We start from the raw sequence: 25,128 nt of genomic DNA on the forward strand, positions 1-25,128 counted from the left end.
CATATTTTGACATGCTGCAGTGAGTAGCACTTACTCACTCGCATTGTGTAATCCCCGTAACCTGCAATAGCGTAGCCCATGCAGTTCTTTTGAATCTGCGAAGCTTCGCTCGAATTTCTCTTTTCTAAATTTATAGAGCATTTTTTCCAGAAACGGATAGTCTGTTAATATGCACCTTAAGTATGCAAATACCCCTTCACTATCAAGCTAACAAGAACAAGTTATCCCAAAACAATAAATACTAGCAACCTGCACAAAATTTTCGTTTTGGAGGTATTTGTATTTTTTAGTTTGATGGCGATATTTTTGTACGCCTAGATAGGTCTAAAAATTATACAGTTTTCTTTTGTCCTCTTAATCTAGTATACTCGTAAAAACCCCAAAAAACATTCTCATATGGGTGAAGTTTTCGTTGTTTTAGCTAGAAATATGTTCATTAACTGTGTATATAAATCATGGAGGATAGTTTAAAATCTAGAACGGTGAATCGTATCACAAATAAAGGGGAGTTTTGGGAGGAGATTTGCAGACACCATTTTAAACTGATTGTTATGCTAGAGTTGCGTTAAATTACTTTTTGGGAAAAACTTATTTTACAGATGCTTCAAGTTCATTTAGGCGAAATAATAATGGAAAACCAGCGTTGTATAATCAATTAATTACGAACATGCAAGGGGGCTTGTTAGGAGTGAAAATAAGCGAACTAGCACGATTGACCAATGTCAGCATACGATCCATCCGGCATTATGAAAATAAAGGACTTCTAAACGCCGATAGGTTGGAGAACGATTACCGGGATTTCGACGAATCGGCCATAGAACGAGTCAAAGCAATTCAATTATACTTGAAGCTTGGATTAACAGCAGATGAGATTAAAGTATTGTTCAAGAGCGAAGCGGCAAATCCTGACGAATATGAATATTGCGAAGAGATGCTGGAAACGTATGAAAAAAAGCTAAGTAATGTGAATTATCAAATCGAAGCACTTCATGGATTAAAGAGATTACTGGAGAGGCAAATCGCTTTAACGATTAGGAAAAAGAGAACTGTTTAATGTAGAAATGGTCCCGAGCATGATGAATTGCTCCGGGGCCATTTTTGTTTGTGTTGACATTGACACTAGTGTAATCCTTTATGATTTACTTAATTTCATCTGAAAGGGGTTTTTTCATTGAAAAGTAATAGCCAAAATGAGAAAAATGGTTCTGAAACTACAAACGCGGTTGGGAACCGAAAATCAGTAACAGTCATAGGATTAGGGCCGATGGGTCAGGCGATGGCAGACGTTTTTCTGGAATACGGGTACTCGGTGACCGTGTGGAACCGGACTTCAAGTAAAGCAGATCAGCTTGTAGCAAAAGGAGCCATCAGGGTGTCCACGGTCAACGAGGCGTTAGCTGCTAACGAGTTGGTAATCCTTAGCCTTACAGATTACAATGTGATGTACTCTATTCTTGAACCCGTCTCTGAGAACTTATTCGGTAAGGTGCTCGTTAACTTGAGTTCGGATACTCCGGAGAAAGCTCGTAAGGCGGCTAAATGGTTGGAAGACCGTGGAGCACGGCATATTACTGGAGGGGTGCAAGTTCCACCGTCAGGCATAGGTAAATCGGAATCTTACACATACTATAGTGGTGATCGAGTGGTCTTCGAGGCTCACAGGGAGACCTTGGAAGTGTTAACAAGTACCGATTACCGGGGCGAGGACCCCGGATTAGCCATGCTATACTATCAGATACAGATGGATATATTCTGGACAGCAATGCTGAGTTACCTACATGCTCTTGCAATCGCTAACGCAAACGGCATTACGGCGGAGCAATTCCTACCATACGCTTCGGCGATGATGTCGTCACTGCCGAAATTCGTAGAGTTTTATACCCCGCGTCTCGACGAGGGTGAGCACCCTGGTGACGTGGACAGACTCGCAATGGGCTTGGCGAGCGTTGAGCACGTTGTTCATACTACCCAAGAAGCTGGCATTGACACCGCTTTGCCAGCAACCGTTTTGGAAGTCTTCAGGCGCGGCATGAAGACTGGTCATGCCAGTGATAGCTTCACCAGCCTCATTGAAATCTTCAAAAATTCCGATATTCGTTCATAAAAAATAGGCCATTCCTTTCGGGATGGCCTTTAATGGGGCACGGAAACATCGCCATCAAGCTAAGGAAAAGAAGATACCCTCAAACCGAAAAAATGAGCTTTTTTATTACAAATTAGCACAAAATCTTGTTCTGGGGGTAGTTGTATTTTCTTAGCTTTATAACGATGTGACGGTACTCCTTATACACTATATAAAGAAAAAGCACCCTCTAAAGTACCTTCCTCTGACTTGAACCACTTTAATTTTAATAACATCATTTTACAACTACAAATATATCTTTAATCTTTCATATAATATTTTATCATTTTTTTCAGTTAATTGCATGTAACTGAAAAAAATAGGCTATTTCTTGTAAACTCCTTTTCTCCATACCCACTCAATAGGACCATAGCGGAAATATTTACTCCAAATTTTGCTGAATATTATTTGTACAAATATAATTAAAAGCCCGAAGATACATAGTTGCCAGTAATATACGTGTGAGACATCTTTAAAGTACAACGAAAGAATGACAAGAGTTAGTATACTTTGGCTAATGTAATTAGTTAAAGCATACTGGCCAACGTTCATAAAGGGGTGCAGGCATTCTATATATTTTTTATTCTCACAAACTCTCAGTAGAGTACAAATATAGAATATAGCTAGCATTTTCCCTCCAAATAGAATCCATAGTTGTACATCCTGAGAGTAATAGACATCTGTTTTTATAAAGTAGTAGATAATAGGACAAGAGAGAAGGCAGGAGATACATAACGAACTCCACTGTAAAAATCTAATTTTCTTTATTAATTCCGGTACCCTTTTAAAAATATTTTTCTTACCAGCCCATAACCCTATTAAAAATAAGCCTATATATTCCGGAATTCCTATTAGTAGTTGCTGGAATTCCTGAGTCATTAGAAAGAAAAAACGTGCTTTTACTTGATGAGAATAATGTATAAATAGATTTACAGTGTGATTGGTAGTGTTACCTGTAAACATATATTGATAGTAATTTGGTACTTCAGTAATAGAAGAACTTGCTCGTAAAAATACAATAATATGTAATACATAACTAACCGTTAGGAAACTACAACCAGCTATAAAAATAAGCTTAGTAGATCGCTTATAAAAGAACAATAGAATAAATCCAGCTATAGCATACGCATGTAGAATATCTCCATACCATAGAAAGGTGAAGTGGAGTAAACCGAAGACTAGTAAAATACAAATTCTCCGGGTAAATAGCTTATACATAGGATATCCTTTTGCTTCTGTATTTTTCATAAAGATATAAAATCCTACTCCAAATAAGAATGCGAAAATAGTGTAGAACTTTGCTTGTATAAACAGATCTACTAAAAAACGAATTGCTTTATCTGTACCGGTGTAACCTGCCTGATTAAAGGGATCTAGTCCCGTCATAGTGGGTAGATTCGCAAATAGGATACATAGTATGGCGATACCTCTTATTATGTCTAAAGAATGAATACGGGCGTTTTGTTGCATGTTAATTCTCCTTTCTTACAAAGAAAAACGAGCACTATACTAGCTAGCGCTCGAATTACGTCTTGCAAAGAATCCATCATATGTAGCAGCTGAAACAGCTCCTTCTAAACGTTCAACTTCTTCACCTCTGTTATAAGCTACAACAACTGGAGTACCTGGAATGTCGAACTCTTGAAAGGCACTTTGATTTTCTGGTGTAGAGATATCAATACGATAAATGGTTCTATCATGCTTTTTTGACATACGATTGATATCTGGTGCAGCTTTTTTACAAAAATGACAGGTAGGTTGATAGTAATACGCAATGAACTCTTCATGGGATTGTATTTTTTCCTTTAATTCTTCTTTTGAAATATCTTTTATATTTTCTGGTGCTTCTTTTACATCTGCAGCAGATACAATTGTTTTTTCTGGTGCTATAGTTTCTGTTTTGACTGATTCATTCTTAGTTAAAGTAAAGATCGCGATACATGCAACGCATAAAGTTGTGATAACTGCTCCAATTTTGTAGACTTTTTTCATAGTAAATTCCTCCTTAAAGTAAAAAAAAGGACAAACCTCGCCCGAGTTAACTGGGCGTAAGGTTTGTCCTTCACGCTACGTACAATAGAGTATAAACAATGGAAACAAATTTTCTATTTATATAATACCATAAAATTTATATAGAATACTATAAGAAATTTAAAAGAAAAACAAAGGAATAACTTAATTGTAAAATTTCATGTACCAGATTAAATATTAAAAACATTAAACAGCACAACAAGGGGATTAACAACTCCAAAAGCTTTGTGAGGGATTGGATTGTAACATATTTACGGTTACTGATTTCCATTAAAAACAGGGAGATGGTCCATATGGCAACTGGGACAATGAGCATCAAAGATTTTATGGATGGTAATTACGGAGCAAAGAAAAAGTGGAGCTTGTTCAAAAAGAAAGCAAAAAAATACGCACCAGTGGCGGCGCGAATAAGTATTGCAATCGGTAGTGCTATTATATTCAGCAATATTATAGATATTCCTCATGTATTTGCTGATGGAAATAATCCAGACGTGAATGAAGTATTTAAAGATGTGTAGTCCAATGACGGGGCAATAAAAAATTATATAGATGGCCAGTTATACAATCGTATTGTAAATGCGTTTGAACCGGTTATCTTCTTGATTAAAGCAGTATCCTATTCGATTGCATCCATTGTAGCGTTATGCGGTGGGCTGTTTATTATAGTTGGTAGCCAGGAACGGCGATTCTCGCTAATAAGTCGTGCAGGGATTGGTTATATAGTTGTTCAAATGATTCCTTTATTTATGAGGCTGCTTGTTGAGAGTGCTAAGGCTATTTAGTCCTACTTAATGTAGGACTTTTTCATATAATAATAACCATTTATCGTTATTATCAGACAACATATCTTAACTCAAAATTCGTAATAAATAGTTTTATGTTTCTAAAAATGTAATATATTTACATAAATGAAAATCGAAAGTATGATGAAGGTGCAAGCTATAAAACTATTAAAGGGGGATTTTTAATGTTAAAGAAACTAGCAATTGGAGCATTAGCGACTGGGGTCATGTTATCTGGAGCTGGCGGTGTGATGGCAGCAGAAAATACACCTGCTTTAAGTAATAAGGAGAAAGTGATAGATTTACAAACATTGAGCGTCGCGTATACAACTGTAGAAGTTAGGAATAATAAAGTTTATTTTGCTGTGAAAGGCTTGGAAAATCCATATAACCCAAGCTTTTATAAAAGGGTTGTATGGACAACAGATTTAAACAAACCAAATAGTTATAATACACTAGCAGTGGCACCTTTACCGAATTATAATAATCCACCAGAAGCATATGGAGAGGAATTTTTAAGTAACGTTAGTCAAAAAGTTAGACCTAGAGGGACAGTCTACGGTCAAGCTTTAGCACAAAATGATATATGGTATCCAGCTGGACAAGCTACAATTTATTATTAAGATTTAAATTTAAAAAGGGACCCTTAGGGATTCCTTTTTTTTTGGCAGGAATTTCTTTGACATCATGGAATACTCTCACTAGGAGGTGTTGTGACGCTATGACGGACGAAATTGTTTATTTGCTAGCGAAGTATACAAACGACTAGGAATAAGTGATAGCACCCTTAGAAAGTACATGGAAGTATTACAACGAGAGAAATTCATCGTAAAGAAAGATAATCGTGGCAGACACCAATACACAGACAATGACATTATGGTGATTGAAAAATTAATTGAATTGATTAAGCATGACGGTATGACGCTAGAAAAAACGGCGAAGATGATTGCGCAGCAAATAGAGAAAGTTAATCCGGATCTGATTCAAGAAGAGGCTGAAGAAACGGATTTAGTGCCATTCCACATTAAACAGCAATTACAGGCATGATTTGACGAGCACTATGATCGCATTGTTGGATTTTTAGATATTGTCTTATAAATGATAATGCCTTTTTATAGTACGTGTTTTACTGTATGCTTCCCATTCGGTTTCAATAGGGATAGGTAATTGAGCGGACTGAGCAATGTGCTTAATTATAGGTGGTATATCTGAAATACGTGTAAAAAAGCCAAGATTTTGTACAGTCTTTAGCAAAATTAGTAATGCTAGTTGCTGTAATGTTCCTTTTGTTTTCATACTTGTCTATTCTATTTCACTTCTGGTTGGTGTATATATACTCCTTAAATCTTCCGTACTTAGACTATGTTTGATTCTTGGATATATCGTATCTTGAATACTAGGCATAACTAATCCCCCTAGAATCTATAGATGTTTCAATATTCAACCATCTTCCTTGTAAAAAAAATCTATCCGTAGATAGAATACAATAAGCTGTCTAGATGGACAGCTTATTTACATAATTCTCGTTAACGGTAGTCAATGTATCTATAAGTCTACAGTTATTCGTTTCTGAAATCGTATGTATCCTCAGGAACATTTAACGTATGTCCATTAATGATTACTGTATCATTGTCTTTCCATACAATCTTTGCTGTATCTTCTCGGTAATTCCAATACACATTCTTTGTCTTGAAATATTCACGATGATTAAATACTAACTCTCCCCTAACAGCAAAACTTGTTGTTGCTCCGCCATTTGTTACATAAGCTTTAAATGTATATGTTCCGTCAGGAGATTGTTTTTCAGCAATCTTTTCACCTGTAGGTAGTCGATCCATACTGAAGAATGCCCAATACACTCCGTATACGAACAAACCAGCTATACAAAATAATATAATTAACACTTTTTGTTTGGTTTTCTTAATTTCTTTCTCTGCAAAATTCATGTTTTAACTCCTATTAATGATTTTTATAGCAAATCACTTCTGTTTGAAGGTAAGGTCAATCTTTATTTTGTTTTTCTAACAGTTGAATAATCCTATCTAACTTTTGCTCAACTGGATCTTGCTTTTTTCGATTGCTGGTATGTCGAATTATACGTATAATCCCGCCAAACAGTGCACCGATGATTACTAAAATAATAATAACTCCTATGTAATACATAGAGTTTTTTAAAGGCATTATTTAGAACCTCCTTTTTCCCTATTTTACCATTTAAAAGAACTAATATGTTGTTTGATTTTGGTTGTATATTCTATACATGTCTAGTTAACATAACGTCTCATTATTAGTAGCAATAGTAAAGGAGGAACCCTACTCTCACAAGGGACCCCCCTTTTTTGTGCTATGGGTCTATGCATTTTTCTATACATTACTATCCTGACAAGGTTTTAGGGTCCTCTTTTGTTTGTGAATTAGTAGAAAAACTGTATAATATCTTGCATACTCTTAGCGTGGTTATTTTCCAAAATGCTGGTGATACCCCTCATTGTATTTAGAGTGAAAATTTTTAAATATAGCAGAAATGATAATGAAGTATCTATCTCTAATTTGCTAACTAAAAATTTTCAATACAATTAATGTAGTAGAAGCAATGGAGAAATAGGTTATTAAATATTCTACATTTTATAGACTTGCTAAATAGTATAAAGAAGTAAAAAAAGGGAAACCTAACGAATAATTAAGGATGATTCAGGGGGTACCAAATGGAGCATAAAACAGAAGTGAAAATTGGGGATTATGTTCAATTTTTATATCGTAAAAATCCTAATTTAGAATTAACCGGATATGTAGTCAGTGTTCTACAGAATACAATTGTTGTAGATATTACAGAGATAATGGGATTTGAAGTAGATGATGTTAGGCAAGTAGTAAAACACGGTTACTATAATAAAGTGAATCAAAGGCAAATAAAAAATAATGTTTCAAAAAAATGCTCCTAGATCAATCTAGGAGCATTTTTTATGATGAAGTTACTGGATTTCTTACGATGATAAATACCAGCCGTTAAAGAGTAACATATTCATTTAGAAAAAGCACTATCATGGATTCTTTTATATACCAACCGACGTTCATCTCCAACTAAAATTGGTATTTCACACCTTCACATTTTTAAGGAAGGAGTCTTCTGTCTGAAAACGATAAAAAAAGTCCTTAACAATTTGTTAAGGACTGCGGAATAGAACCGCAATTTGGGCTGACGCCCAATCAGTTTGTAGAAATTAAATTGCGATTATAATAGCAATTGCATTCCCAAAAGCAATATTTCAAATGGATTGTAGCATACCTGTAACTAGATTGGTATCAATAAAATATGGATTGGATTACAAATAGTGGTTTTGAATATTAGAAAGAGTTTAAAAGTTAATTACTTCTCATGAAGAAAAAACCTTAAGAAAACTTGTAACGATAAATTTTTGGAGGAAGGGTGGATTTTTAATTGTAAATTCACATAATTTTCAAATATTAAAACTCTGGATGTTAATATTTGTTATATAATGAAATCAAGCCGTAATCAATATGGTTTCCCCGTTATGAATAATGAGATAATTTATGTGTCCCGTGTATTCGCTTTAAAACAAAAAGAACTTGTAGTGATTTCTACAAGTTCTTTTTGTTTTTCTTATTGTATTGGAAAAAAGCCCTTTAAATATAGCAGAAATAATAATGAAGTGTTTATTTCTCGTTTGCTAACTAAAATTTTGTATTTTAACAGGTTTCATTAATAAAAATATTTTAGACTATAGAATGAATCATTAGAGAGATAAAAATAAGGAAAAAGGGAAGAACCACCAATATTCTTTCCTTTTTCCTACAATTAGGGTTTCTATATTAATGAATATAGAAGATTATAAAATGTTGGATGCAACAGTTTACTCTTGAAATTATAGCAAAAGTGACATGTGTTTTTTATGCAATATTGCATAAAAAGATTATTGTTTATCAAAGATACCGTCTCATGATAGACGATTCTGATGCAAAAACTTAAGGACCAGAATCTGGAGAAGTATTACTAAGGGAAAATAAATAAGTGGTATAATGCGATGCGAAAATTTCTAGGGTAAATCGTATTTTTGATAATTAGCATAAGTAATCCCTTAGATATAAAAATTCAGGTATGAAGGGGTATTTTTTGAGCCTTTGCCATATCTCAATAGGAAAGTATAAGTATATCGAGTTTACATTAATTCACACACAAACCATGTATTGATACTAAAATGAACATTGCTTATTATTAAATACAAAAGGGGGCTACTATTATGTACAACTCAAAAAAAAGAATCGCCGTTATTGGAGCTGGTCCAGGTGGATTAACTCTTGCACGTATTTTGCAGCAAGCAGGGTTTGAACCTTTGATTTACGAACGTGAATCTTCGTCAACTGAACGGTCTCAAGGAGGAACGCTTGACTTGGAAACTCATACAGGTCAAAAAGCTCTACGAGTGGCTGGACTGATGAAAGAATTTGAAAAAGTTTGCCGTTATGAAGGGCAGGAATTAAGGATTATGAATAAGAATGGTCACCTTCGCTATAAGAATGATTTCCAGGATAAAGAGGAAAATTCCAGACCCGAGATTGACCGAATGGATCTAAGAAATTTGCTATTAAATTCTCTACACTCCAATTCCGTTCAATGGGGCTATAAGTTAATTCAGGCTGTCCCTGTGGCAAATCATCAATATGAACTTCAATTCGAACATGGAGAAAAAGTTACTGTGGATCTTGTCATTGCAGCTGATGGTGCTTTCTCGCGAATTAGACCTCTGGTAAGCAAGGCCAGTGCCAAATACTCTGGTATTAGCATGATTGAATTAAGTATAATGAATGTCGCTGACCAGCATCCAGACATTTTAAAATTTAATGGCAGTGGCTCCATGTTTGCAATGGGGGACAATAAAACACTTGTGGCTCAAGTAAACGGTGACGGTAGAATTCGCATCTATTTAGGGTTCCGAACGAATTACAATTTTTTAGATGAATGCGGCATTCCCTTTCATGAACCAGAGAAGGCTAAAAAAGAATTATTGGAATATTTCGATGATTGGTCAGACGATTTAAAAAAATATATTTTATGTGCGAATGGAGAAATAATCCCTAGAAGAATCTATATGCTCCCTGTGCATCACCGATGGGAAAATAGATTTGGAGTTACGCTTATCGGTGATGCCGCTCATTTAATGTCTCCTTTTGCTGGTGCTGGAGCAAATTTGGCCATGCTGGATGGCGCAGAACTAGCGCTGTCCATCATTAATCATTCTAATTTGGATGATGCAATTAAAATCTATGAAGACAAAATGTTTGCATACGCTGGAGAAATGGCAGCCATTACTCAAGCTAACTTAGATATGTTTTTCTCAGACCGTGCAGATGAAAAATTGGAGGAGGTTTTTCGTGATATCCAGCATTGATACATTAAAATTTGCGCAGAAGAATTCGTAAAAATATTTTGTTAGTTGTAGAAAGTAGTATTTAGTAGATAGACATAGTGTTTTATGTCACTCTACTTTTTTAAACATCTTTTGTTGATTTGAAATAAAGTTATGAAGTTTCTTATATAAAGGTGAAATTATCTTGTGATAAAGTAAAATGAAAAACACAAGGAAACCATCGTATTTTTTATTACGATGGTTTCCTAAACGTTTAATCGCCTCACGTTTCTTCTCATAATTGATGTTCGTATAGATACTGGTCACCTCGACAGAAGTATGACCAAGTTAATCATGTAACAATGCCAGATCGTGATTTATAGCATAGGTATGGCGCAGTTTATGAGGGCTATGCTTCTCATCAAATGCACTTAAATATTTATCACTTAACTTCTTTATAGCTCTAACAGTTAACTGCGTATATTTCCTTTTATAATTTGTTACGAAAAGTAAGTCTTCATCTTGGGGGCAGTTATATTGATTCTGGTGCAAAAACTTAAGGACCATTGCAATGAATCTATAAATCTTGGACTTACTGATACTATTACTTTAGAAAGGGTGTGTGATTAGTATGGAAAAGGAAAATGTATTCAAATGAAAGCATTCTCAGTCTTATTTTGTTAACGGTAAGATGGTACCTACGGTAAAACCTCAGTTTTCGTGATTCATTGGAAATAATGGAGAAACGGGGCTTATCTATTTCTTATATAACGATTATCCGTTGGATTCATCAGTACAGTTCTGAATTCGACAAACGAATCCGATATCACCTAAAAAAATAAATGACTCCTGTAGAGTCGATGAAACCTATATCAAGGTTAAAAGTCAATGGAAGTATCTGTATTGTACTGTTGATTTTAAAGGAAATACAATTAATTTTTACCTAAGCAAAACAAGAGACCTGAAGACTGCAAAGTGCTTTTAATTAAAATCAGATAATATTTAACAAACTTTGCAAAAGAACCAAATTGTTTATTTATATAAAAAAATAGGAAACAATGATTCTAAATCATTGTTTCCATTTAAGAAGGTTATTTGGCACGTTAAAATATGAATAGACAACATGTCAGCAACATAAAAAAGATATGAGAATACATGTAGTGGCCGACTTCCATCTCTTAGAAAGATTTTATAACAGTTTGGATAGATCCTGTTTCATGATTAAAACAAAATGAAATTTTAATACTAAATTATGTTTATAACAAGAAAGTGAGAGGATTTTTACTATGGCGGAGCAAAAAAGCAGAAGTAGACATTTGATTGATCCAGAAATTATCAGGGCAATTGATTTAATACCAACAAACGCTCTTACCCAATCTACGCTAATGGAATCACGTAAGAATCAATCACAAATGATGCCACAAATAGATATAACACAGATGTTCCCTGTCACATTTGAAGAAAAGGTTGTGCCAAGTTATTTTGGTGGTCCGGATATTCGAATAGAAATCATTAAACCAACCCAATCAAAGTATTATAGGATGCCCTTATTTTATTCGATCCATGGTGGCGGAATGGTTTTAGGAAGCCCAGCCGTTGACCGTTCAAGCAATGCATCATTGGCCGTACAGCATGGTTTTTGTTGTGTATCTGTGTATTATCGCCTGGCGCCTGAGCACATTCAGCCAAGTCAACTCGAGGATTGCTATTCAGGGCTAAAATGGTGTATTGAACATGCGGAGGAATTAGGAATAGATACGCAGAAAGTTGCTCTTGCGGGTAGCAGCGCTGGCGGCGGATTGGCAGCTGGATTAGCCTTATACATTCGTGATCAGAAGGAATTCGAAATCCATCATCTAAGACTAATAAGGCCAATGCTAGATGACCGTACGAGTATTGCACCAGAGCATCCCTATGCAGGGGAATTTATTTGGACAAAACAAAGTAATTATTTTGGCTGGAAATCCGTATTAGGGCATGAACTAGGTCTGGAGGAAGTAAGTGAATATTACGTACCTGCACGTGCAAAGTCATTGGCTGGGTTACCACCGACTTATATGAATATAGGTACCATTGATTTATTTATAGACGAAGCCTTAATATTTGCGAAACAACTAATTTTTGATGGTGTTTTAGTGGAATTACATGTCTACCCTGGATACCATCATTTGTCTTCTATGTTTCCAGATGCACATTTTTCAAAAGAAGATGCCAAGTCAAGAGAACACGCCTTACTCAAAGCACTGAAGTTAATTTGATATTAATGGTGAAAGTGGGTGCTGTTAGAGGAAGTTTAACAACATAGTTATTAAAATAGTAAATGAAAAGGGCACACAGATAATTATGCTCTTTAAAAAATAAATTTTTATGAGGAAAGAGTATAAATTAAATAATAGAAATTATTCATTGTTTTTATAAAGAGAAGAGTTCATAGTAAACTCTTCTCTTTATTACGTTTTAAAAGGTACACCTTTTCGAATACATTTAAAGATTATAAAGAAAAAATGAGTTTTACAAAACATACAAATTTAACTTCCCCTTTCTATTTGTTAGCAAATGGCTAAAACAGAAATGAAATGAAATGTATTTGCATAACAAGTGTACACCTATCTTTAATTTTTGGGTAGTAAATGGGATGTTTCTCAAGTGCTAAATTCTTTTTTCTGTCAAGCGTATAAAGGGGTAGCACTACATGCCCATCAAGCTATATTTTTGAAGTGCCCCCAAAACTAAAATTTTATTGTTTTACCGTTATTTATGAGAATTCAACTCATTTTCTTCGTTTTGGCGAGCTACCAATTTCTTAAGTTGATAGCAATGGGGTACTATCCCTTATTAAGGTTAATTTAAGTCTTTTGGAAATTAATTCTTTAAATTAGTTTAAGTACTTGCTATTATTTAGGGGAAATAAAGGGGGGGGAAATATATGATGAACATACGTAGAGCGACAGTAGAAGATGCAAGAGAAATAGTTGTGATAAAACAAAAGATTGTTGAAACTACAAACTTTTTTCTTCGATCACTTGAAGAGCCGCAAGAAAAGGCAGAAGATTATCAAAAAAAGATACAAACAGGAAAAGAAAATGGAGGATTAACATTAGTAGTAGAATTTAATGATCAAGTTATCGGTTTTTTATCTTTTTCTAGATCTTCCTATATGCGTTTACACCATACTGGTTCATTTGGAATGGGGATCAAACCAGAATTCGGTAATGCGGGTATTGGAACAAAGTTACTATCCCATTTTATTGAATGGGCAAAAGAACAAGAAGGATTAGAAAAGATATGTCTGGATGTATTTTCAAACAATGAACGGGCTATAAATTTATACAAGAGACTAGGATTTAAAGAAGAAGGTAGGCAAATAAACCAAATTAGGTTCAAAGATGGTTCTTATGCTGACATTATTTTAATGGCACTTTATATAAAAATACCGAGTAAATTCGCATACTAAGGGTGAGAATTGACTTGCAGTTTCCGTAATTGATGTTATATCCCAAAACCATGCATCCACAAGGTTATGTAATATCCATCCGATATGTATCCGAAATCATACTTGTTCACCAAATTGAGTTTTATCATAGGAGTCAAGTCACATGTCTGTCAACTTGGATTAGTACTAACGCTGCTATAATAAGGGAGAATGTAAATATTTTAAACAGTAGAGTTTTGACTTCCAGAACTTTTTTTATGGAGTTACTTCAAAATCTTTGCTTGTTAACGATATGTTGATTCCTAATACCTGCATAATATTTAGTCATATTTCCTTATCTATATTAATTTCTTGAGAAACATTGCAACAGAATCGTTCTATGAATTAGATATATCATTTTTGTAACATGAGCGGTCATAGAATAGTACAGTAAAGATTAGGTTTAATGTTAGATCATTCAATAGTTATACTAATAAGGAGGAAACTAATGAAAAAACTAACTTTTAACGATTTGAACTCGTCGGAAACTATGCGTAATCCCATTATGTTCTATAAAAACCTCATGGAGCAACAAGAGCGTTTCTTTCGCATTGATGACTTTTATGGCATGGGAGGGGCATGGGTTGCATTTCACTATGATGATGTGGTTGCAATTTTGAAAGATTCCCGTTTTATCAAAGATTTACGAAAATTCACACCGCCTCGTGATAAGCAGAATCCTATTGAAGAGAATACAGCAGTGAGTAAACTATTTGAATGGCTTATGAATATGCCAAATATGCTTACGGTAGATCCCCCTGATCATACTCGCCTACGTCGGCTAGTCTCTAAATCCTTCACACCACGTATGATTGAGGACCTTCGTCCTCGTATTCAGCAAATTGCCGACGAATTGTTGGATGTTGTACAGGAACAAGGAAAGATGGAAATTATTGCAGACTTTGCTTACCCACTACCCATTATAGTCATTTCAGAGATGCTTGGGATTCCCGCCAATGATCGAAATCAGTTTCGCGCATGGACACAAGAACTGATGAACGCCTCAGTGGATCCTGGTCAAGGGACTGCAGTGACAGCAACACTTGAAAAGTTTATTAATTATATTGAAGTATTGTTTAACGAAAAACGCCTAAATCCTAGTGATGATTTGATAAGCGCGCTAGTTCAAGCAAAAGAACAAGAAGACAAGTTGAGTAAGAACGAGCTTCTTTCGACAATTTGGCTGCTCATTATCGCTGGACATGAAACGACAGTTAATCTAATTAGTAATGGCGTACTAGCGTTACTTCAACATCCTGAACAAATGAATTTACTAGGGCAAAATCCTTCTCTGCTGCCTTCCGCTATCGACGAACTATTACGCTATGCTGGCCCAATTATGTTTAGTAGCCGTTTTGCTAGTGAAGATGTGACAATACATGGAAATAGGATTCGTAAAGGCGAATTAGTTCTACTCTCCCTGACTGCTGCAAATATTGATCCAAACATATTTCCTTATCCAGAGGAATTGAATATTTCACGGGAGGAGAATAACCATTTAGCCTTTGGGGCTGGTATACATCACTGTTTAGGAGCTCCGTTGGCGCGTTTAGAAGGACAAATTGCATTAGGCACTTTGTTAAAGCGGCTACCTAATCTTCGCCTAGCAATCGAAGCGGATCAATTGATTTATAACCATAGTAAAATTCGTTCCCTTGCAAATCTACCAGTTATTTTCTAACCTATGATCCGACATTAGTACCTACGGTGATTAAATTATTTATAGTTTTGGAATAAAGGTTGATTAAAAGTACCTTATAAAACTTGATTTTAGTTAAAGATATCGCCACATTGTTATAAAACTAAAACTTTATAGTACCCCAAAACGATAAAATTAGCATCTCCAGGTGAAAATGTATAATTTTTTGTTTTGGGCATATTTAAATTTGTTAAGTTGATGGATGTGTGGTGCTACCCCATCGCTATCAAGCTAAGCTTATGCAAAATCAATTTTAGACGAGATTGTTTCTTTTTTCTAAAGGGCAAGTGTAGGTGATTGAAAGATTTGCATACGAAATAAACCCTAACGGGTTTCACTTTTTTGAATTAAGCGGCTTGATTATCAGACAGGGTACAATTGTAAACGACACCTAATATATCAAAGACCGTTTTTTTCTCATATCGATGAGATTTCCGCCCGTTTTGCTGTAGGAGGTTGAACAGGCGAAGTAACACCCTTGATAGCTCTTGGGTGTTTTTTTGTATAGTTTGGAATAGAAGAAGAAAATAGTCTTTAATCATATATATGGCTTTATACTCACTAAGCTCTCGTTTTTTCTTCATGAGGAGCAATTGGCGCATTTGAAACATGATAGAAGAACAGAGTAGAATGGCAATCAATTGACCATATAAATGGCACTCCAATCGTTCTGATTTTATCTTTTTACAATGATGAATTTGAAAGAATGACTTCCACGTTTTAAATAAAATTTCGATTTGCCAACGCAAAGAATACCAGTCATGTACCTGTCCCATCGGGACAATATCTGTAGGGGTGTTTGTCATATATACATTGATACCACTGAGTCGTTTACTACGAGGAGAATACTTCATTCCTTTCTTTTTTTCTCTTACAGCTTGATCTTGTAATCGTTTTTGTTGTTGTTCTTTTGTTAGTCGATGAACAATCACACGAGTTGGGACTTTATCAGTCATTCCTACATAAGCGTTGGATATTTCACATGTTTGTCCTGGTTGAAGAGAGTTCATTAAAACCTCCATATCTATCTGGATATACTCTGTACTTTTCTTGATTCTGCCATCTTGAAAATAATCAGGGTTAGGATTCTTTTGATAAATACGTGTATTCGATTTGATACGTGAGATATAATAAGCCTTTTTATCTTGTATATGTTGAAGATCTTTCAAATGAAAATAACCTAAATCTCGGATACATAAATCATTTGCTGTTACAGTTGGGACACACAGGGAACCGTAGGTTCGATCATGTTGTTTACCTGGACCTGTATGAATATGAAGGAACTGTCCACTTAATAAATCATACTCAAGCTGAATCTTTACTCCTGCTGTATGGCTGCATCCACCTGCACCTGGATAAACGAACGAAAAGGGATCTGGAAGTTGAAATGCAGTTGAATCTAAAATACGAACACGTTTGAAAATAGAAGTATATGGAGAAGAAATCGGCATAGATAAGGTCAATTTTTGATTTAGTAGTTCAGCTAATAGGTGTTGTAAAAGTTGGACGGCCGCCTTATTAAACCGTTGATTCAGTCCCTCAGGACTGATGAGTACTTCTGTTGATCTTTCTAAACAGCTAGATAACTGAGTTAAAGAAGTCATAGCTACATTTTGGCTCACCCATACACATAAAGCGACTAAATCTTTTGCTTGGTACTTACTGGCTCGTTGTACAAAACCAACATCTCTAGCAAGATCCCGTAAGGTATTTGGAGATAAAAAACTTTGAATCTCTTGAGCAAATAGTTGTAATTCATCAGATACAGAAATAGACATACAAAAACGCCATCCTTTCCTATGATTCTACAGAAAGAATAGCGTATTTTTTCATTATTTTATAGTAAAATAGGTCTCATGGTATGAATGTACAATTTAGATATTTGCCCAATGAACCATATGCTTTTAGAACTGAGAAAGACCTTGAAACAAACAAGTTATATATTTTAAGACAGTAATGTTCCAAGCAGTATAGATGGGAACGTCAAGAACTTAAATGATTTAAGATTCACACTATATAAAAGTTGAAGTATACGAATAAGGAAAGAGTGCTTTGCAGTGTGCTGCATATTCAAGAATTAACCTTACGTAGGGAGTGCTTATATGAAAAGCATGAAAAAAGTAATATTGCTAGTAGTATGTTTCATATTTTTAAGTGGTTGTAATCAAGTTAATGAAGATGAGGTACAAAAATATATAAAAGAAAAACACGGAATCGATGTTGTTGTAACACATATGAGCCCTTTAAATGAAAATAATATGGGACATGCATACCATACTGTGCAAGTAAAGAATAATAAAAATATTCAATTTCGAGTAGAGGTAGATGGTCTCTTCTATTCATCCATAAAAAGTGATGAATACAAATATGGAAAAAAAACATATGAAGCATATCAGAAATTCCAACCAACTCTAGGAGAAATAAAAAAGTTAGGGTACGTGGAAACTAAAACTGATAACACTCTTCAATATTTGTCAGAGGATAGAAGGTCAGATGAAGGAAAACCAACTAATGAATTATTATTAACTTTGCAAATGAGTAACGAGATTGACTTTAGCCAATTTGAATCAGTAGAATTAGATCGTTTATATACTCTATTTCAACTCATCCAGAAAAATAATAAAAAGATAACAGAACTTGAAATTAAGGATTATAATGGAAACTCTTTAGGTGGACCTTTTAAAAATGTGCAAAAAATGATAACAAAAGAAGAGCTGTTATTAACAATGAAAAAAACGATGAACAATACCATAGACATTTATTTGGAAAATTGGATTAAAAATCATACAAAAATAGAAGAGAGATTAATTGCAATTCAAAACAATCGTTTTGAATTACAAGGTATTACTTATGCGAATTTGGAATATATGGATGTTCGAGGATATAAGGTGAATTTAATTATTAATACCGGTAGTAATGAATTTGAAAATAATCCCCTTGTAATTAAAGATTTAATCAAGGTAACCACAATCCTTAAAGAAGAACTATATAATAAAAAATTTCAGGTTTATTTACAAACTAAGAATGGAACAAGATATACACCTTGGTTATCATCAGAAGAAATTAAAAAAGCTATTAACATCGAAGAACTTGTAAAAGAGCGATATCCTAAGAATTAAATTTAAAGTACTGTTGCTGTTTGTTATTTGATGGGAAAGCATGATATTTCGATTTGTTCCGCCAGCTTGCAAATTAGGGTTCAGTTGTAAAGTTTATTAACAGGTAGAAAGTTAGAATAAGTATAGTCGAATCTGATTGAAGAGGAAGTACGCCATCATCTTAAATTAGGGGGACAGACACATCGCCATCAAGTTAAAAAACTAATTATCCCCCAAAACGCAAAACACGAGCTTAATTCACATAAACAACTGTAGAGAGATAAAAATTTCGTTATGGGGGTACTTTAAAATCTTAACTTGATGGGCATGGGGTAGCACCACACATCCATCAACTTAAGGGATATTTTCAAACAAAATGTGGTTTTTTTATATAATTTTTTATTATCTTTTATAGATTTTATAAAAGTAGGCATATCAAATAAACCCTGACGGGTTTCAATTTTTTACTATGCTACCTGAGGATTAGAAGTGGTATACTCATAAACAACACCCAAAATATCAAAGACTGTCTTTTTCTCGTACCGATGAGATTTTCGTCCGTTGTGCTGTAGGAGGTTAAACAGACGAAGGAGAACCTTTGATAATTCTTGGGTGTTTTTGTGTAATGCTTGGTAAAAAAGTGAAAAATAATCCTTAATTATATACATTGCTTTATATTCACTTAGTTCTTTCTGTTTTTTACGTAATAGGAGTTCTCGCATTTTAAACATAGTAGAAGAACATAATAGAATACTAATGAGTTGCCCATAAAGATGACATTCTAATCGCTCTTGTTTAATAGATTTACAACGATGAATTTGAAACCAAGATTTCCATATTTTAAATAACAGCTCAATTTGCCAACGTAATGAATATAGGTCATAGATTTTCTCTTTTGGTACCCATTCCGTAGGAATGTTTGTCATATATACCGTGATACCTTGTAAAAGCTTCGTGCGCTCTGTATATGTAATCCCTTTTTTCTTTTCACGAATAGCTCGGTCACGTAAGCGTTTCTGTTTTTGCTCCTCGGTACATTTATAAACTACAATACGAGTAGGCAGTTTATCTTTACTCCCTACATATACATCGTGTAATTCATAAACTTGGCCAGGTTTTAATTGTTTCATAATGTCTTCCAAATGAATTTGTATATATACTGGTTTCAATTGAGGAGGTTTTGTTTTAAATACGACTGTTTCGAACTCTTTTCTATATATTTTAGTCGGTAACTTAAGACGGGATAAATAATACCCCTGCTTGTCTTGAATAGACTTAAAGTCTTGTAGACGAAAATATCCTAAGTCACGGATATACAGCTCATTCTTTTGTATCATGTCTGTTCGAGTCGCACCATACGCCTGATCACTTCGTTTTCCTGGTTCAATTTTCACATCAGAAAACTCTCCACTCAACAAGTCATACTCTAGTTGAATTTTCACACCAGCTTTATGACTACATCCTCCGGCACCAGGATACATAGCTGCGAATCGATCTGGAACTTGAAAGGTTGTAGAATCAAGGATACGAATGCGCTCAAAGTAGGAAGAAAGAGAATGAGAAATCTTAGATACGCCTCCAATCTTAGCCTGTAGAAGTGTAGTAAATACAGTACGAAAAAAGGCTACAGAAGCCGAGTTAAATCGCCGATTAAGTCCTTCCGGACTTAATAAAACTCCTGTTGAAGTTTCTAATTGACTACATAGTTGGGTAAGAGAGGTAGTAGCGACTTGTTGATTTAGCCATACACACAAAGATAAAAAATGATGCCCGTGGCACTTCCGTTTTCGTTTCATCCCGCCTGCTTCTATAGCTAATTGATTAAGTGTAGCGGGAGACATATATCGATATAACTCTTCGGCAAATAAAGACAACTCTTGCTTTTGATGCATATTCATAAAAAGCACGTCACCCTTTCTCATTAATATAAGAAAATAGTAACGTGCTTTTAATTTCAAAAATAGTCCGAATCCTTAAGTTGATGGATGTGGGGTAGCACCACATCCATCAAGTTAAGAATTCAGAACTACCCCAAAACGAAAAAAAGCGTTTTTTGTTTCAAGTTAACAAAAAATTTCGTCCTGGGGTACTATAAAACTTTAGGTAGATAGCGATAGGGTACCGGCACATCCTTATGTGTCCATCAAGCTAGTATTTTGAAGTATCCCCAAAACGAAATTTTTATTAATCAATTTATTCCACCTGCTAAACCTGAACCAACATTTAATTTCTAGAAAGAATGCACGGTTTGGTTAATTTGTATTACGTACAATTTTATCTTTTGTTATAAAAAGAATGGATAAGATAGATATGAGTAAGCCACAACATAGTAGAATGTTAGATATAGAAGTGCCAAATGTTAAGCATATAGATACAAAAGCATAAGATAGCGGAACTAAACCGTTCGAAGAGGCATTTACGAAACTCATAACTCTCCCTAGTTTATCGGTTTCACAGTTTTCTTGAATAATAGACACCAGTGGTACATTAATCATAGAAGACATGAAACCCATCATCACAAGTAAAAGGATTCCTTGCCATAAAACATACATTTGACCAAGGAGAGAAAGAAAAATACCAAGAAAAGAAATAAGTATTAGAATAGAAAGACCTCTATTTTTTCTAATATTTAAAAACCCAATCAATAAAGCGCCTCCTAGCATTCCTCCCTGATAGGAACTTTGTAAAAAACTTACCTCAACTGCCTTTCCATGTAGTACTTCGCTCGCCAATAATGGAATTCCCATAAGTAGAGGGCCAAAGAAGAGGACGTTTATTGTCATTAAAATAAAAAGTATAGATTTTAAAAAAGGCATATTCCATACATATTGAAAACCTTCTAATAGCTCTTGTTTGGTAGATACTTGCTTAGAAGGCGGTGAAGAATTTTTTTCTTTAATACATAACGTAAAAGCGGATGTAATTAATAAAAAGCAAGCAACGAAGAGAAATAAAACCGAGAAAGAACTGACTGTGATAATCCAACCACCTATCATTGGACCGGCAAACATTGCAACCTGATTGGAAGTTTGAATAAAGGAATTAGATCGAGTTAGCATCTCTTTTGGGACTAAAAGGGGAAGAAGAGACTGATTCGCTGGTGAAAAGAAAGCGTCTAGAATTCCAAATAATAGTGCGAAAAACAGTAACGACCATAAATTTAATAGATGTAAATGTAATAAAGTAATCATTAGAAAAACCAGTAAAAAACGTGTGAAGCTAGAGAACAACATAATTTTTGAACGTTTAAAGCGATCTGCCCATACACCTCCAACAGTCATAAGGAGCACTCGCGGGATTAGAGTTACCATCATGACAATCCCAAGTGCTGATTCCTGACCTAGAGATCGAATAACATACCATTGCTCTGCAAATAGATAGGTTGAAAGAGCAAGAAAAGAAGAGGTACTAGATAACCAAAGAAATAGGAATGCTCGATTTTTAAATAATGATATACTTGTATACTGAGGTTGAACTTGTTGTGATATAAAAGGCTCACTCAAAGAAAATTCCTCCCCACCAATAATGAATTATAAGTCTTCGTTAAAGAGTAGTTGATCAATTTCAAAACCTGTGATTGCAACATAAAAGTTTTTATTAGTATTAGTTAATGTGGAAGCTTCTATAGTTTCTTTAACAAGGTTTCTGTACTGATTTAAAAACTTCATAAATTGTTCTTCAGTTAATGAGAATTCTGTTTGCATCGAGATACATGGCCAATCTTCAATATGTGAAGATGTTAAATCGAATGAGGTATCTGGAGCAGTTAATATTCTTGTTTGCGCACGATGTAATACTTCTAAAAAGGATTGTCTTGTTGCCTGTTGCGATTCAATGTAGTGAAGTAAGTGATTTGCAGGGATAAAGCCACGCGAAACAGCCTGATAGTACTTTAAAATATTCCCTCCCTGTTCTTCTTTTTTTACTAATTGAATAATGTTGTGTTTTTCTAGTTCGCGGAGGTGATAGAGTATTTTTGCACGAGAAAGATTTAAAAGCTGGGCGAGTTGATGACCTGTATAGGGCTTTTCGACTAAGTATATAAGCATTTTTGTACGCAATGGATCACTTATTACTTTTAATTGTTCGTATGTTTCAATAATGGAAATCGCTTTTTGTTTCATTTTGCACCATCCTTTTTTTAACCAGTTAAATTTATTTAACTCGATTGTATTACAATTCCGGATGAAAAGAAAGTCAATTTTTAAATTTCTGATTAAAAAAATAATGACGTTAAAAATCTAAACCTGCGTACATGGGACTGCCCTTCTTGTAGGGGGAGCACCGCATGTCCATCAACTTAGTAAAAATAAATACCCTAAATATAGTGAAATTGGCATCCCTAGGGTAAAAGTATACAAAATTATTGTTTTTGGGGCAGTATAAAACCCTAGCTTGATAGCGATGTGATCATGCCCTCATTTAAACAAATTTCCCTTTTCCATACTGATCATGTCCCTTTTTTAGAGTCATCCTATCAGTATGTCGAAGATTATGAGATTACTTGCAAGAGTCATGGAATTATTGCAACCGTGCTGTGTTATAATTCTAAAGTACTGACATTTCAAGTAGGACTTATAGATGTCGGGTTGTCATATGAAATGTAAAATCAATCCGTTATTTTGAGGTTCAGGCTACCATTATTCAAACTATTATTCACACTAAAAGAAGTACAAGGAGGAAGGTATATCTATTAAAATAGTGAGGTATACCAAATTAGAAATGAATATTAAATTTAATAAAAAAGTAGTAGCATTCACGGCAGGATTAACGGTATTATCTTCTCCATTGGTATCGTTTGCAGAGGAACAACAATCTGTAAACAATAAGCAATCTACAAACCTTCAAGTGCAAGGTAACAGAGACCCAATTCAAACAACAGATGAACAGGCTTTAAAAAGTATTGAAGCTAGTTTTGAAGAGGTAGACGGACGTGGTGGAGGTACTGTCGACAATAAGAAAGCAGATAGTCTTCAGCGTTCAGAAGGAATTCATGAAGAAACAGGTACATTAACTGTTCCTAACAATTCAAACAGAACAAAACGTAGTCTGTCCCCCATATCACCTAGCACCTCTAGTACAATAAACGGTGTTCCATTCACTGAATGGATTGTTCCAGCAGGTAACGATAATATTCGTCCTCAAAACTACATGAGTCCAAAGTACATTACAATTCATGAGACTGATAATACAAGTGTAGGAGCAGGTGCTAGAAACCACGCTCAATACTTATATAACCAAGCAGTAGGAAACACAGACCGAGCTGCTTCGTGGCATTTTACAGTAGACGATAAAGAGATTTATCAACACCTACCATTAAACGAGAACGGATGGCATGCAGGAGACGGTGATGGTCCAGGTAATAGAGAATCTATTGCAATTGAAATCGCAGTTAACAGTGACGGAAACTACAGTAAAGCGGTAGATAACGCTAAGAAACTTGTAGCTTATTTAATGAAAGAAACTGGTGTACCGTTAAATAACATTGTAAAACACCAAAAATGGAGCGGTAAAATCTGCCCTGCTAACATGATTAATAATGGGCAATGGGATGTATTCGTAAATAGCGTTGAGGGGTATTATAATGATCTTTATCAACCAAAAGATGACATTACAGGAGGTTGGTATGAAGAAGCTATTCGAGAGTTAAATAGAAGGGGGATTATGATAGGGGAAGGAAACGGGGTTTTCGCACCCAATAGAGCGATAACAAGAGCCGAATTTGCTCAATTAATCTCTAACTCTCTAAACCTGCCAGCTGGAGATGCTTCATTTAAAGACCTAAACGATGCAAATTCCACTTTACGAGAGGGTATTAAACGTACTGCAAGTGCAGGTATCATTCAAGGTAGAGGAGATGGTTATTTTGACCCAAACACACCTATTACAAGAGAAGAATCAGCAATTATTGTAAACAAGGCTTTACAGTATAAAGGTATATGGGGACCAGTTGTAAACTTACCATTCTCAGACAAAGACCAAATTATATATAAAGAAGACGTACAAAGACTGTATGGCCTAGGTATTGTAAGAGGTAAGGGTGACAATCAATACGATCCTAAAGGAACAACAACTCGTGGTGAAACAGCAACATTCATTCTAAATATGCTACAAGTAATTGAAAATGGTAGTGTTGAAAAGGTAATTGGAACGGCTCAAATTAATGGTATTGGGGTAAATGTTCGAAGCGGATCAGGTACAAACTATTCTATTGTTAGAAAGACAAGTAAAGGCGAAAAAGTTACAGTATATGAAGAAAAGAATGGTTGGCTAAGAATTGGAACAGGTCAGTGGATTTATTATGACTCTAGTTATATCGACTATAACAGATTATAAAAGATTAAATGGTTAAAAGAAAAGATCCTATTTGGATATATAACTTACTCTCAGGTTGTGAAGAAGACTTTCTCCACAACCTGTTTTTGTGCCTGGACCCTCTTTACCTGTCAATACTGATAAAAAGAGGGGAAGGAGACTCATTATGATGCTGGCATCGATAAGTCATTATAATTAGCGTGTATACAATTAAAGGCTAATGTTTTTTGATAATTAAGTAGA

Annotated in this window: 19 protein-coding genes and 3 pseudogenes; 13 read left to right on the forward strand and 9 right to left on the reverse strand. The window is 34.8% G+C overall.

Features of this window, described 5'->3' with window-relative positions; all coding sequences use genetic code 11:
• Positions 1-688 precede the first annotated feature (688 nt).
• Both DN407_RS27725 and DN407_RS27730 read left to right on the forward strand, forming a co-directional pair.
• The gene (locus tag DN407_RS27725) at positions 689-1,054 is read left to right on the forward strand and encodes a MerR family transcriptional regulator (protein WP_000703058.1); all 366 of its coding nucleotides are present in this window, start codon (positions 689-691) and stop codon (positions 1,052-1,054) included.
• 117 nt (positions 1,055-1,171) lie between these two features.
• Positions 1,172-2,104 carry an NAD(P)-dependent oxidoreductase gene (locus tag DN407_RS27730; protein ID WP_149216840.1) on the forward strand — a complete coding sequence of 311 codons (933 nt, stop codon included), beginning with the start codon at positions 1,172-1,174 and terminating at the stop codon, positions 2,102-2,104.
• A 342-nt stretch (positions 2,105-2,446) separates the two neighbouring features.
• Here DN407_RS27730 and DN407_RS27735 read toward each other — a convergent pair whose 3' ends face one another.
• Positions 2,447-3,592 carry a DUF418 domain-containing protein gene (locus tag DN407_RS27735; protein WP_149216841.1) on the reverse strand — a complete coding sequence of 382 codons (1,146 nt, stop codon included), beginning with the start codon at positions 3,590-3,592 and terminating at the stop codon, positions 2,447-2,449.
• 39 nt (positions 3,593-3,631) lie between these two features.
• Complete coding sequence (locus tag DN407_RS27740; protein WP_098349558.1) at positions 3,632-4,114, reverse strand: thioredoxin family protein; 483 nt, start codon at positions 4,112-4,114, stop codon at positions 3,632-3,634.
• Positions 4,115-4,446: 332 nt separating this feature from the next.
• Between DN407_RS27740 and DN407_RS31795 the strand changes: the two genes are divergently transcribed.
• The 3 genes and pseudogenes from DN407_RS31795 to DN407_RS27755 all read left to right on the forward strand — a co-directional run.
• Positions 4,447-4,671: a hypothetical protein gene (locus DN407_RS31795; protein WP_179955841.1), complete on the forward strand. Its 225-nt coding sequence runs from the start codon at positions 4,447-4,449 to the stop codon at positions 4,669-4,671.
• Between the two features lie 449 nt (positions 4,672-5,120).
• Entirely contained in the window at positions 5,121-5,558 is a 438-nt protein-coding gene (locus DN407_RS27750) for a hypothetical protein (protein ID WP_149216842.1), read from the forward strand.
• A 98-nt stretch (positions 5,559-5,656) separates the two neighbouring features.
• Positions 5,657-5,976 (forward strand): annotated as a pseudogene (locus DN407_RS27755) (MerR family transcriptional regulator); the annotation flags it as partial.
• 518 nt (positions 5,977-6,494) lie between these two features.
• On the opposite strand, the gene DN407_RS27760 reads toward DN407_RS27755, so the two are convergent.
• Positions 6,495-6,881, reverse strand: a complete 387-nt coding sequence (locus DN407_RS27760) for a DUF5412 domain-containing protein (protein WP_065705712.1) — start codon at positions 6,879-6,881, stop codon at positions 6,495-6,497.
• Between the two features lie 55 nt (positions 6,882-6,936).
• On the reverse strand, positions 6,937-7,116 hold the full coding sequence (locus DN407_RS27765; protein ID WP_149216843.1) for a DUF4083 family protein: 180 nt from the start codon (positions 7,114-7,116) through the stop codon (positions 6,937-6,939).
• 524 nt (positions 7,117-7,640) lie between these two features.
• Here DN407_RS27765 and DN407_RS27770 point away from each other — a divergent pair.
• Together DN407_RS27770 and DN407_RS27785 are read left to right on the forward strand one after the other, a co-directional pair.
• Entirely contained in the window at positions 7,641-7,877 is a 237-nt protein-coding gene (locus DN407_RS27770) for a DUF2187 family protein (protein ID WP_149216844.1), read from the forward strand.
• 1,317 nt (positions 7,878-9,194) lie between these two features.
• Entirely contained in the window at positions 9,195-10,343 is a 1,149-nt protein-coding gene (locus tag DN407_RS27785; RefSeq protein ID WP_149216846.1) for an FAD-dependent oxidoreductase, read from the forward strand.
• Positions 10,344-10,568: 225 nt separating this feature from the next.
• Here the strand turns inward: DN407_RS27785 and DN407_RS27790 are convergent.
• A pseudogene (locus DN407_RS27790) lies at positions 10,569-10,844 on the reverse strand (tyrosine-type recombinase/integrase); the annotation flags it as partial.
• Between the two features lie 88 nt (positions 10,845-10,932).
• Between DN407_RS27790 and DN407_RS27795 the strand changes: the two are divergent.
• The 4 genes and pseudogenes from DN407_RS27795 to DN407_RS27810 form a co-directional block, all read left to right on the forward strand.
• Positions 10,933-11,283, forward strand: a pseudogene (locus DN407_RS27795) (IS6 family transposase); the annotation flags it as partial.
• A gap of 304 nt (positions 11,284-11,587) precedes the next feature.
• Entirely contained in the window at positions 11,588-12,559 is a 972-nt protein-coding gene (locus DN407_RS27800) for an alpha/beta hydrolase fold domain-containing protein (protein ID WP_149216848.1), read from the forward strand.
• A gap of 668 nt (positions 12,560-13,227) precedes the next feature.
• The gene (locus DN407_RS27805; protein WP_149216849.1) at positions 13,228-13,755 is read left to right on the forward strand and encodes a GNAT family N-acetyltransferase; all 528 of its coding nucleotides are present in this window, start codon (positions 13,228-13,230) and stop codon (positions 13,753-13,755) included.
• Positions 13,756-14,221: 466 nt separating this feature from the next.
• Positions 14,222-15,454, forward strand: a complete 1,233-nt coding sequence (locus DN407_RS27810; RefSeq protein WP_149216850.1) for a cytochrome P450 family protein — start codon at positions 14,222-14,224, stop codon at positions 15,452-15,454.
• Between the two features lie 365 nt (positions 15,455-15,819).
• Here the strand turns inward: DN407_RS27810 and DN407_RS27815 are convergent, their stop codons facing one another.
• A complete protein-coding gene (locus tag DN407_RS27815) occupies positions 15,820-17,250 on the reverse strand; it encodes an IS4 family transposase (RefSeq protein ID WP_149216851.1) in 1,431 nt (476 codons plus the stop codon).
• A 324-nt stretch (positions 17,251-17,574) separates the two neighbouring features.
• On the opposite strand from DN407_RS27815, the gene DN407_RS27820 reads away from it, so the two are divergent.
• The gene (locus DN407_RS27820; RefSeq protein WP_149216852.1) at positions 17,575-18,591 is read left to right on the forward strand and encodes a hypothetical protein; all 1,017 of its coding nucleotides are present in this window, start codon (positions 17,575-17,577) and stop codon (positions 18,589-18,591) included.
• A 446-nt stretch (positions 18,592-19,037) separates the two neighbouring features.
• Here DN407_RS27820 and DN407_RS27825 read toward each other — a convergent pair whose 3' ends face one another.
• The 3 genes from DN407_RS27825 to DN407_RS27835 all read right to left on the reverse strand — a co-directional run bounded on the left by DN407_RS27825 (position 19,038) and on the right by DN407_RS27835 (position 22,694).
• Positions 19,038-20,468, reverse strand: a complete 1,431-nt coding sequence (locus DN407_RS27825; RefSeq protein WP_149216455.1) for an IS4 family transposase — start codon at positions 20,466-20,468, stop codon at positions 19,038-19,040.
• A 354-nt stretch (positions 20,469-20,822) separates the two neighbouring features.
• Complete coding sequence (locus DN407_RS27830; protein WP_098347894.1) at positions 20,823-22,073, reverse strand: MFS transporter; 1,251 nt, start codon at positions 22,071-22,073, stop codon at positions 20,823-20,825.
• Positions 22,074-22,100: 27 nt separating this feature from the next.
• Entirely contained in the window at positions 22,101-22,694 is a 594-nt protein-coding gene (locus tag DN407_RS27835) for an ArsR/SmtB family transcription factor (protein WP_098347893.1), read from the reverse strand.
• A 598-nt stretch (positions 22,695-23,292) separates the two neighbouring features.
• On the opposite strand from DN407_RS27835, the gene DN407_RS27840 reads away from it, so the two are divergent.
• On the forward strand, positions 23,293-24,906 hold the full coding sequence (locus DN407_RS27840; protein ID WP_149216853.1) for an S-layer homology domain-containing protein: 1,614 nt from the start codon (positions 23,293-23,295) through the stop codon (positions 24,904-24,906).
• Positions 24,907-25,128: the final 222 nt, after the last annotated feature.

Source organism: Bacillus sp. JAS24-2 (assembly GCF_008274905.1).
GTDB lineage: Bacteria > Bacillota > Bacilli > Bacillales > Bacillaceae_G > Bacillus_A > Bacillus_A cereus.

Coding starts and splice junctions, on each gene's coding strand:
- DN407_RS27810 (WP_149216850.1), top strand. CDS start 14,222: ATGAAAAAACTAACTTTTAACGATTTGAACTCGTCGGAAACTATGCGT.
- DN407_RS27735 (WP_149216841.1), bottom strand. CDS start 3,592: ATGCAACAAAACGCCCGTATTCATTCTTTAGACATAATAAGAGGTATC.
- DN407_RS27760 (WP_065705712.1), bottom strand. CDS start 6,881: ATGAATTTTGCAGAGAAAGAAATTAAGAAAACCAAACAAAAAGTGTTA.
- DN407_RS27785 (WP_149216846.1), top strand. CDS start 9,195: ATGTACAACTCAAAAAAAAGAATCGCCGTTATTGGAGCTGGTCCAGGT.
- DN407_RS27800 (WP_149216848.1), top strand. CDS start 11,588: ATGGCGGAGCAAAAAAGCAGAAGTAGACATTTGATTGATCCAGAAATT.
- DN407_RS27770 (WP_149216844.1), top strand. CDS start 7,641: ATGGAGCATAAAACAGAAGTGAAAATTGGGGATTATGTTCAATTTTTA.
- DN407_RS27765 (WP_149216843.1), bottom strand. CDS start 7,116: ATGCCTTTAAAAAACTCTATGTATTACATAGGAGTTATTATTATTTTA.
- DN407_RS27840 (WP_149216853.1), top strand. CDS start 23,293: ATGAATATTAAATTTAATAAAAAAGTAGTAGCATTCACGGCAGGATTA.
- DN407_RS27740 (WP_098349558.1), bottom strand. CDS start 4,114: ATGAAAAAAGTCTACAAAATTGGAGCAGTTATCACAACTTTATGCGTT.
- DN407_RS27750 (WP_149216842.1), top strand. CDS start 5,121: ATGTTAAAGAAACTAGCAATTGGAGCATTAGCGACTGGGGTCATGTTA.
- DN407_RS27815 (WP_149216851.1), bottom strand. CDS start 17,250: ATGTCTATTTCTGTATCTGATGAATTACAACTATTTGCTCAAGAGATT.
- DN407_RS27825 (WP_149216455.1), bottom strand. CDS start 20,468: ATGAATATGCATCAAAAGCAAGAGTTGTCTTTATTTGCCGAAGAGTTA.
- DN407_RS27805 (WP_149216849.1), top strand. CDS start 13,228: ATGATGAACATACGTAGAGCGACAGTAGAAGATGCAAGAGAAATAGTT.
- DN407_RS31795 (WP_179955841.1), top strand. CDS start 4,447: ATGGCAACTGGGACAATGAGCATCAAAGATTTTATGGATGGTAATTAC.
- DN407_RS27820 (WP_149216852.1), top strand. CDS start 17,575: ATGAAAAGCATGAAAAAAGTAATATTGCTAGTAGTATGTTTCATATTT.
- DN407_RS27835 (WP_098347893.1), bottom strand. CDS start 22,694: ATGAAACAAAAAGCGATTTCCATTATTGAAACATACGAACAATTAAAA.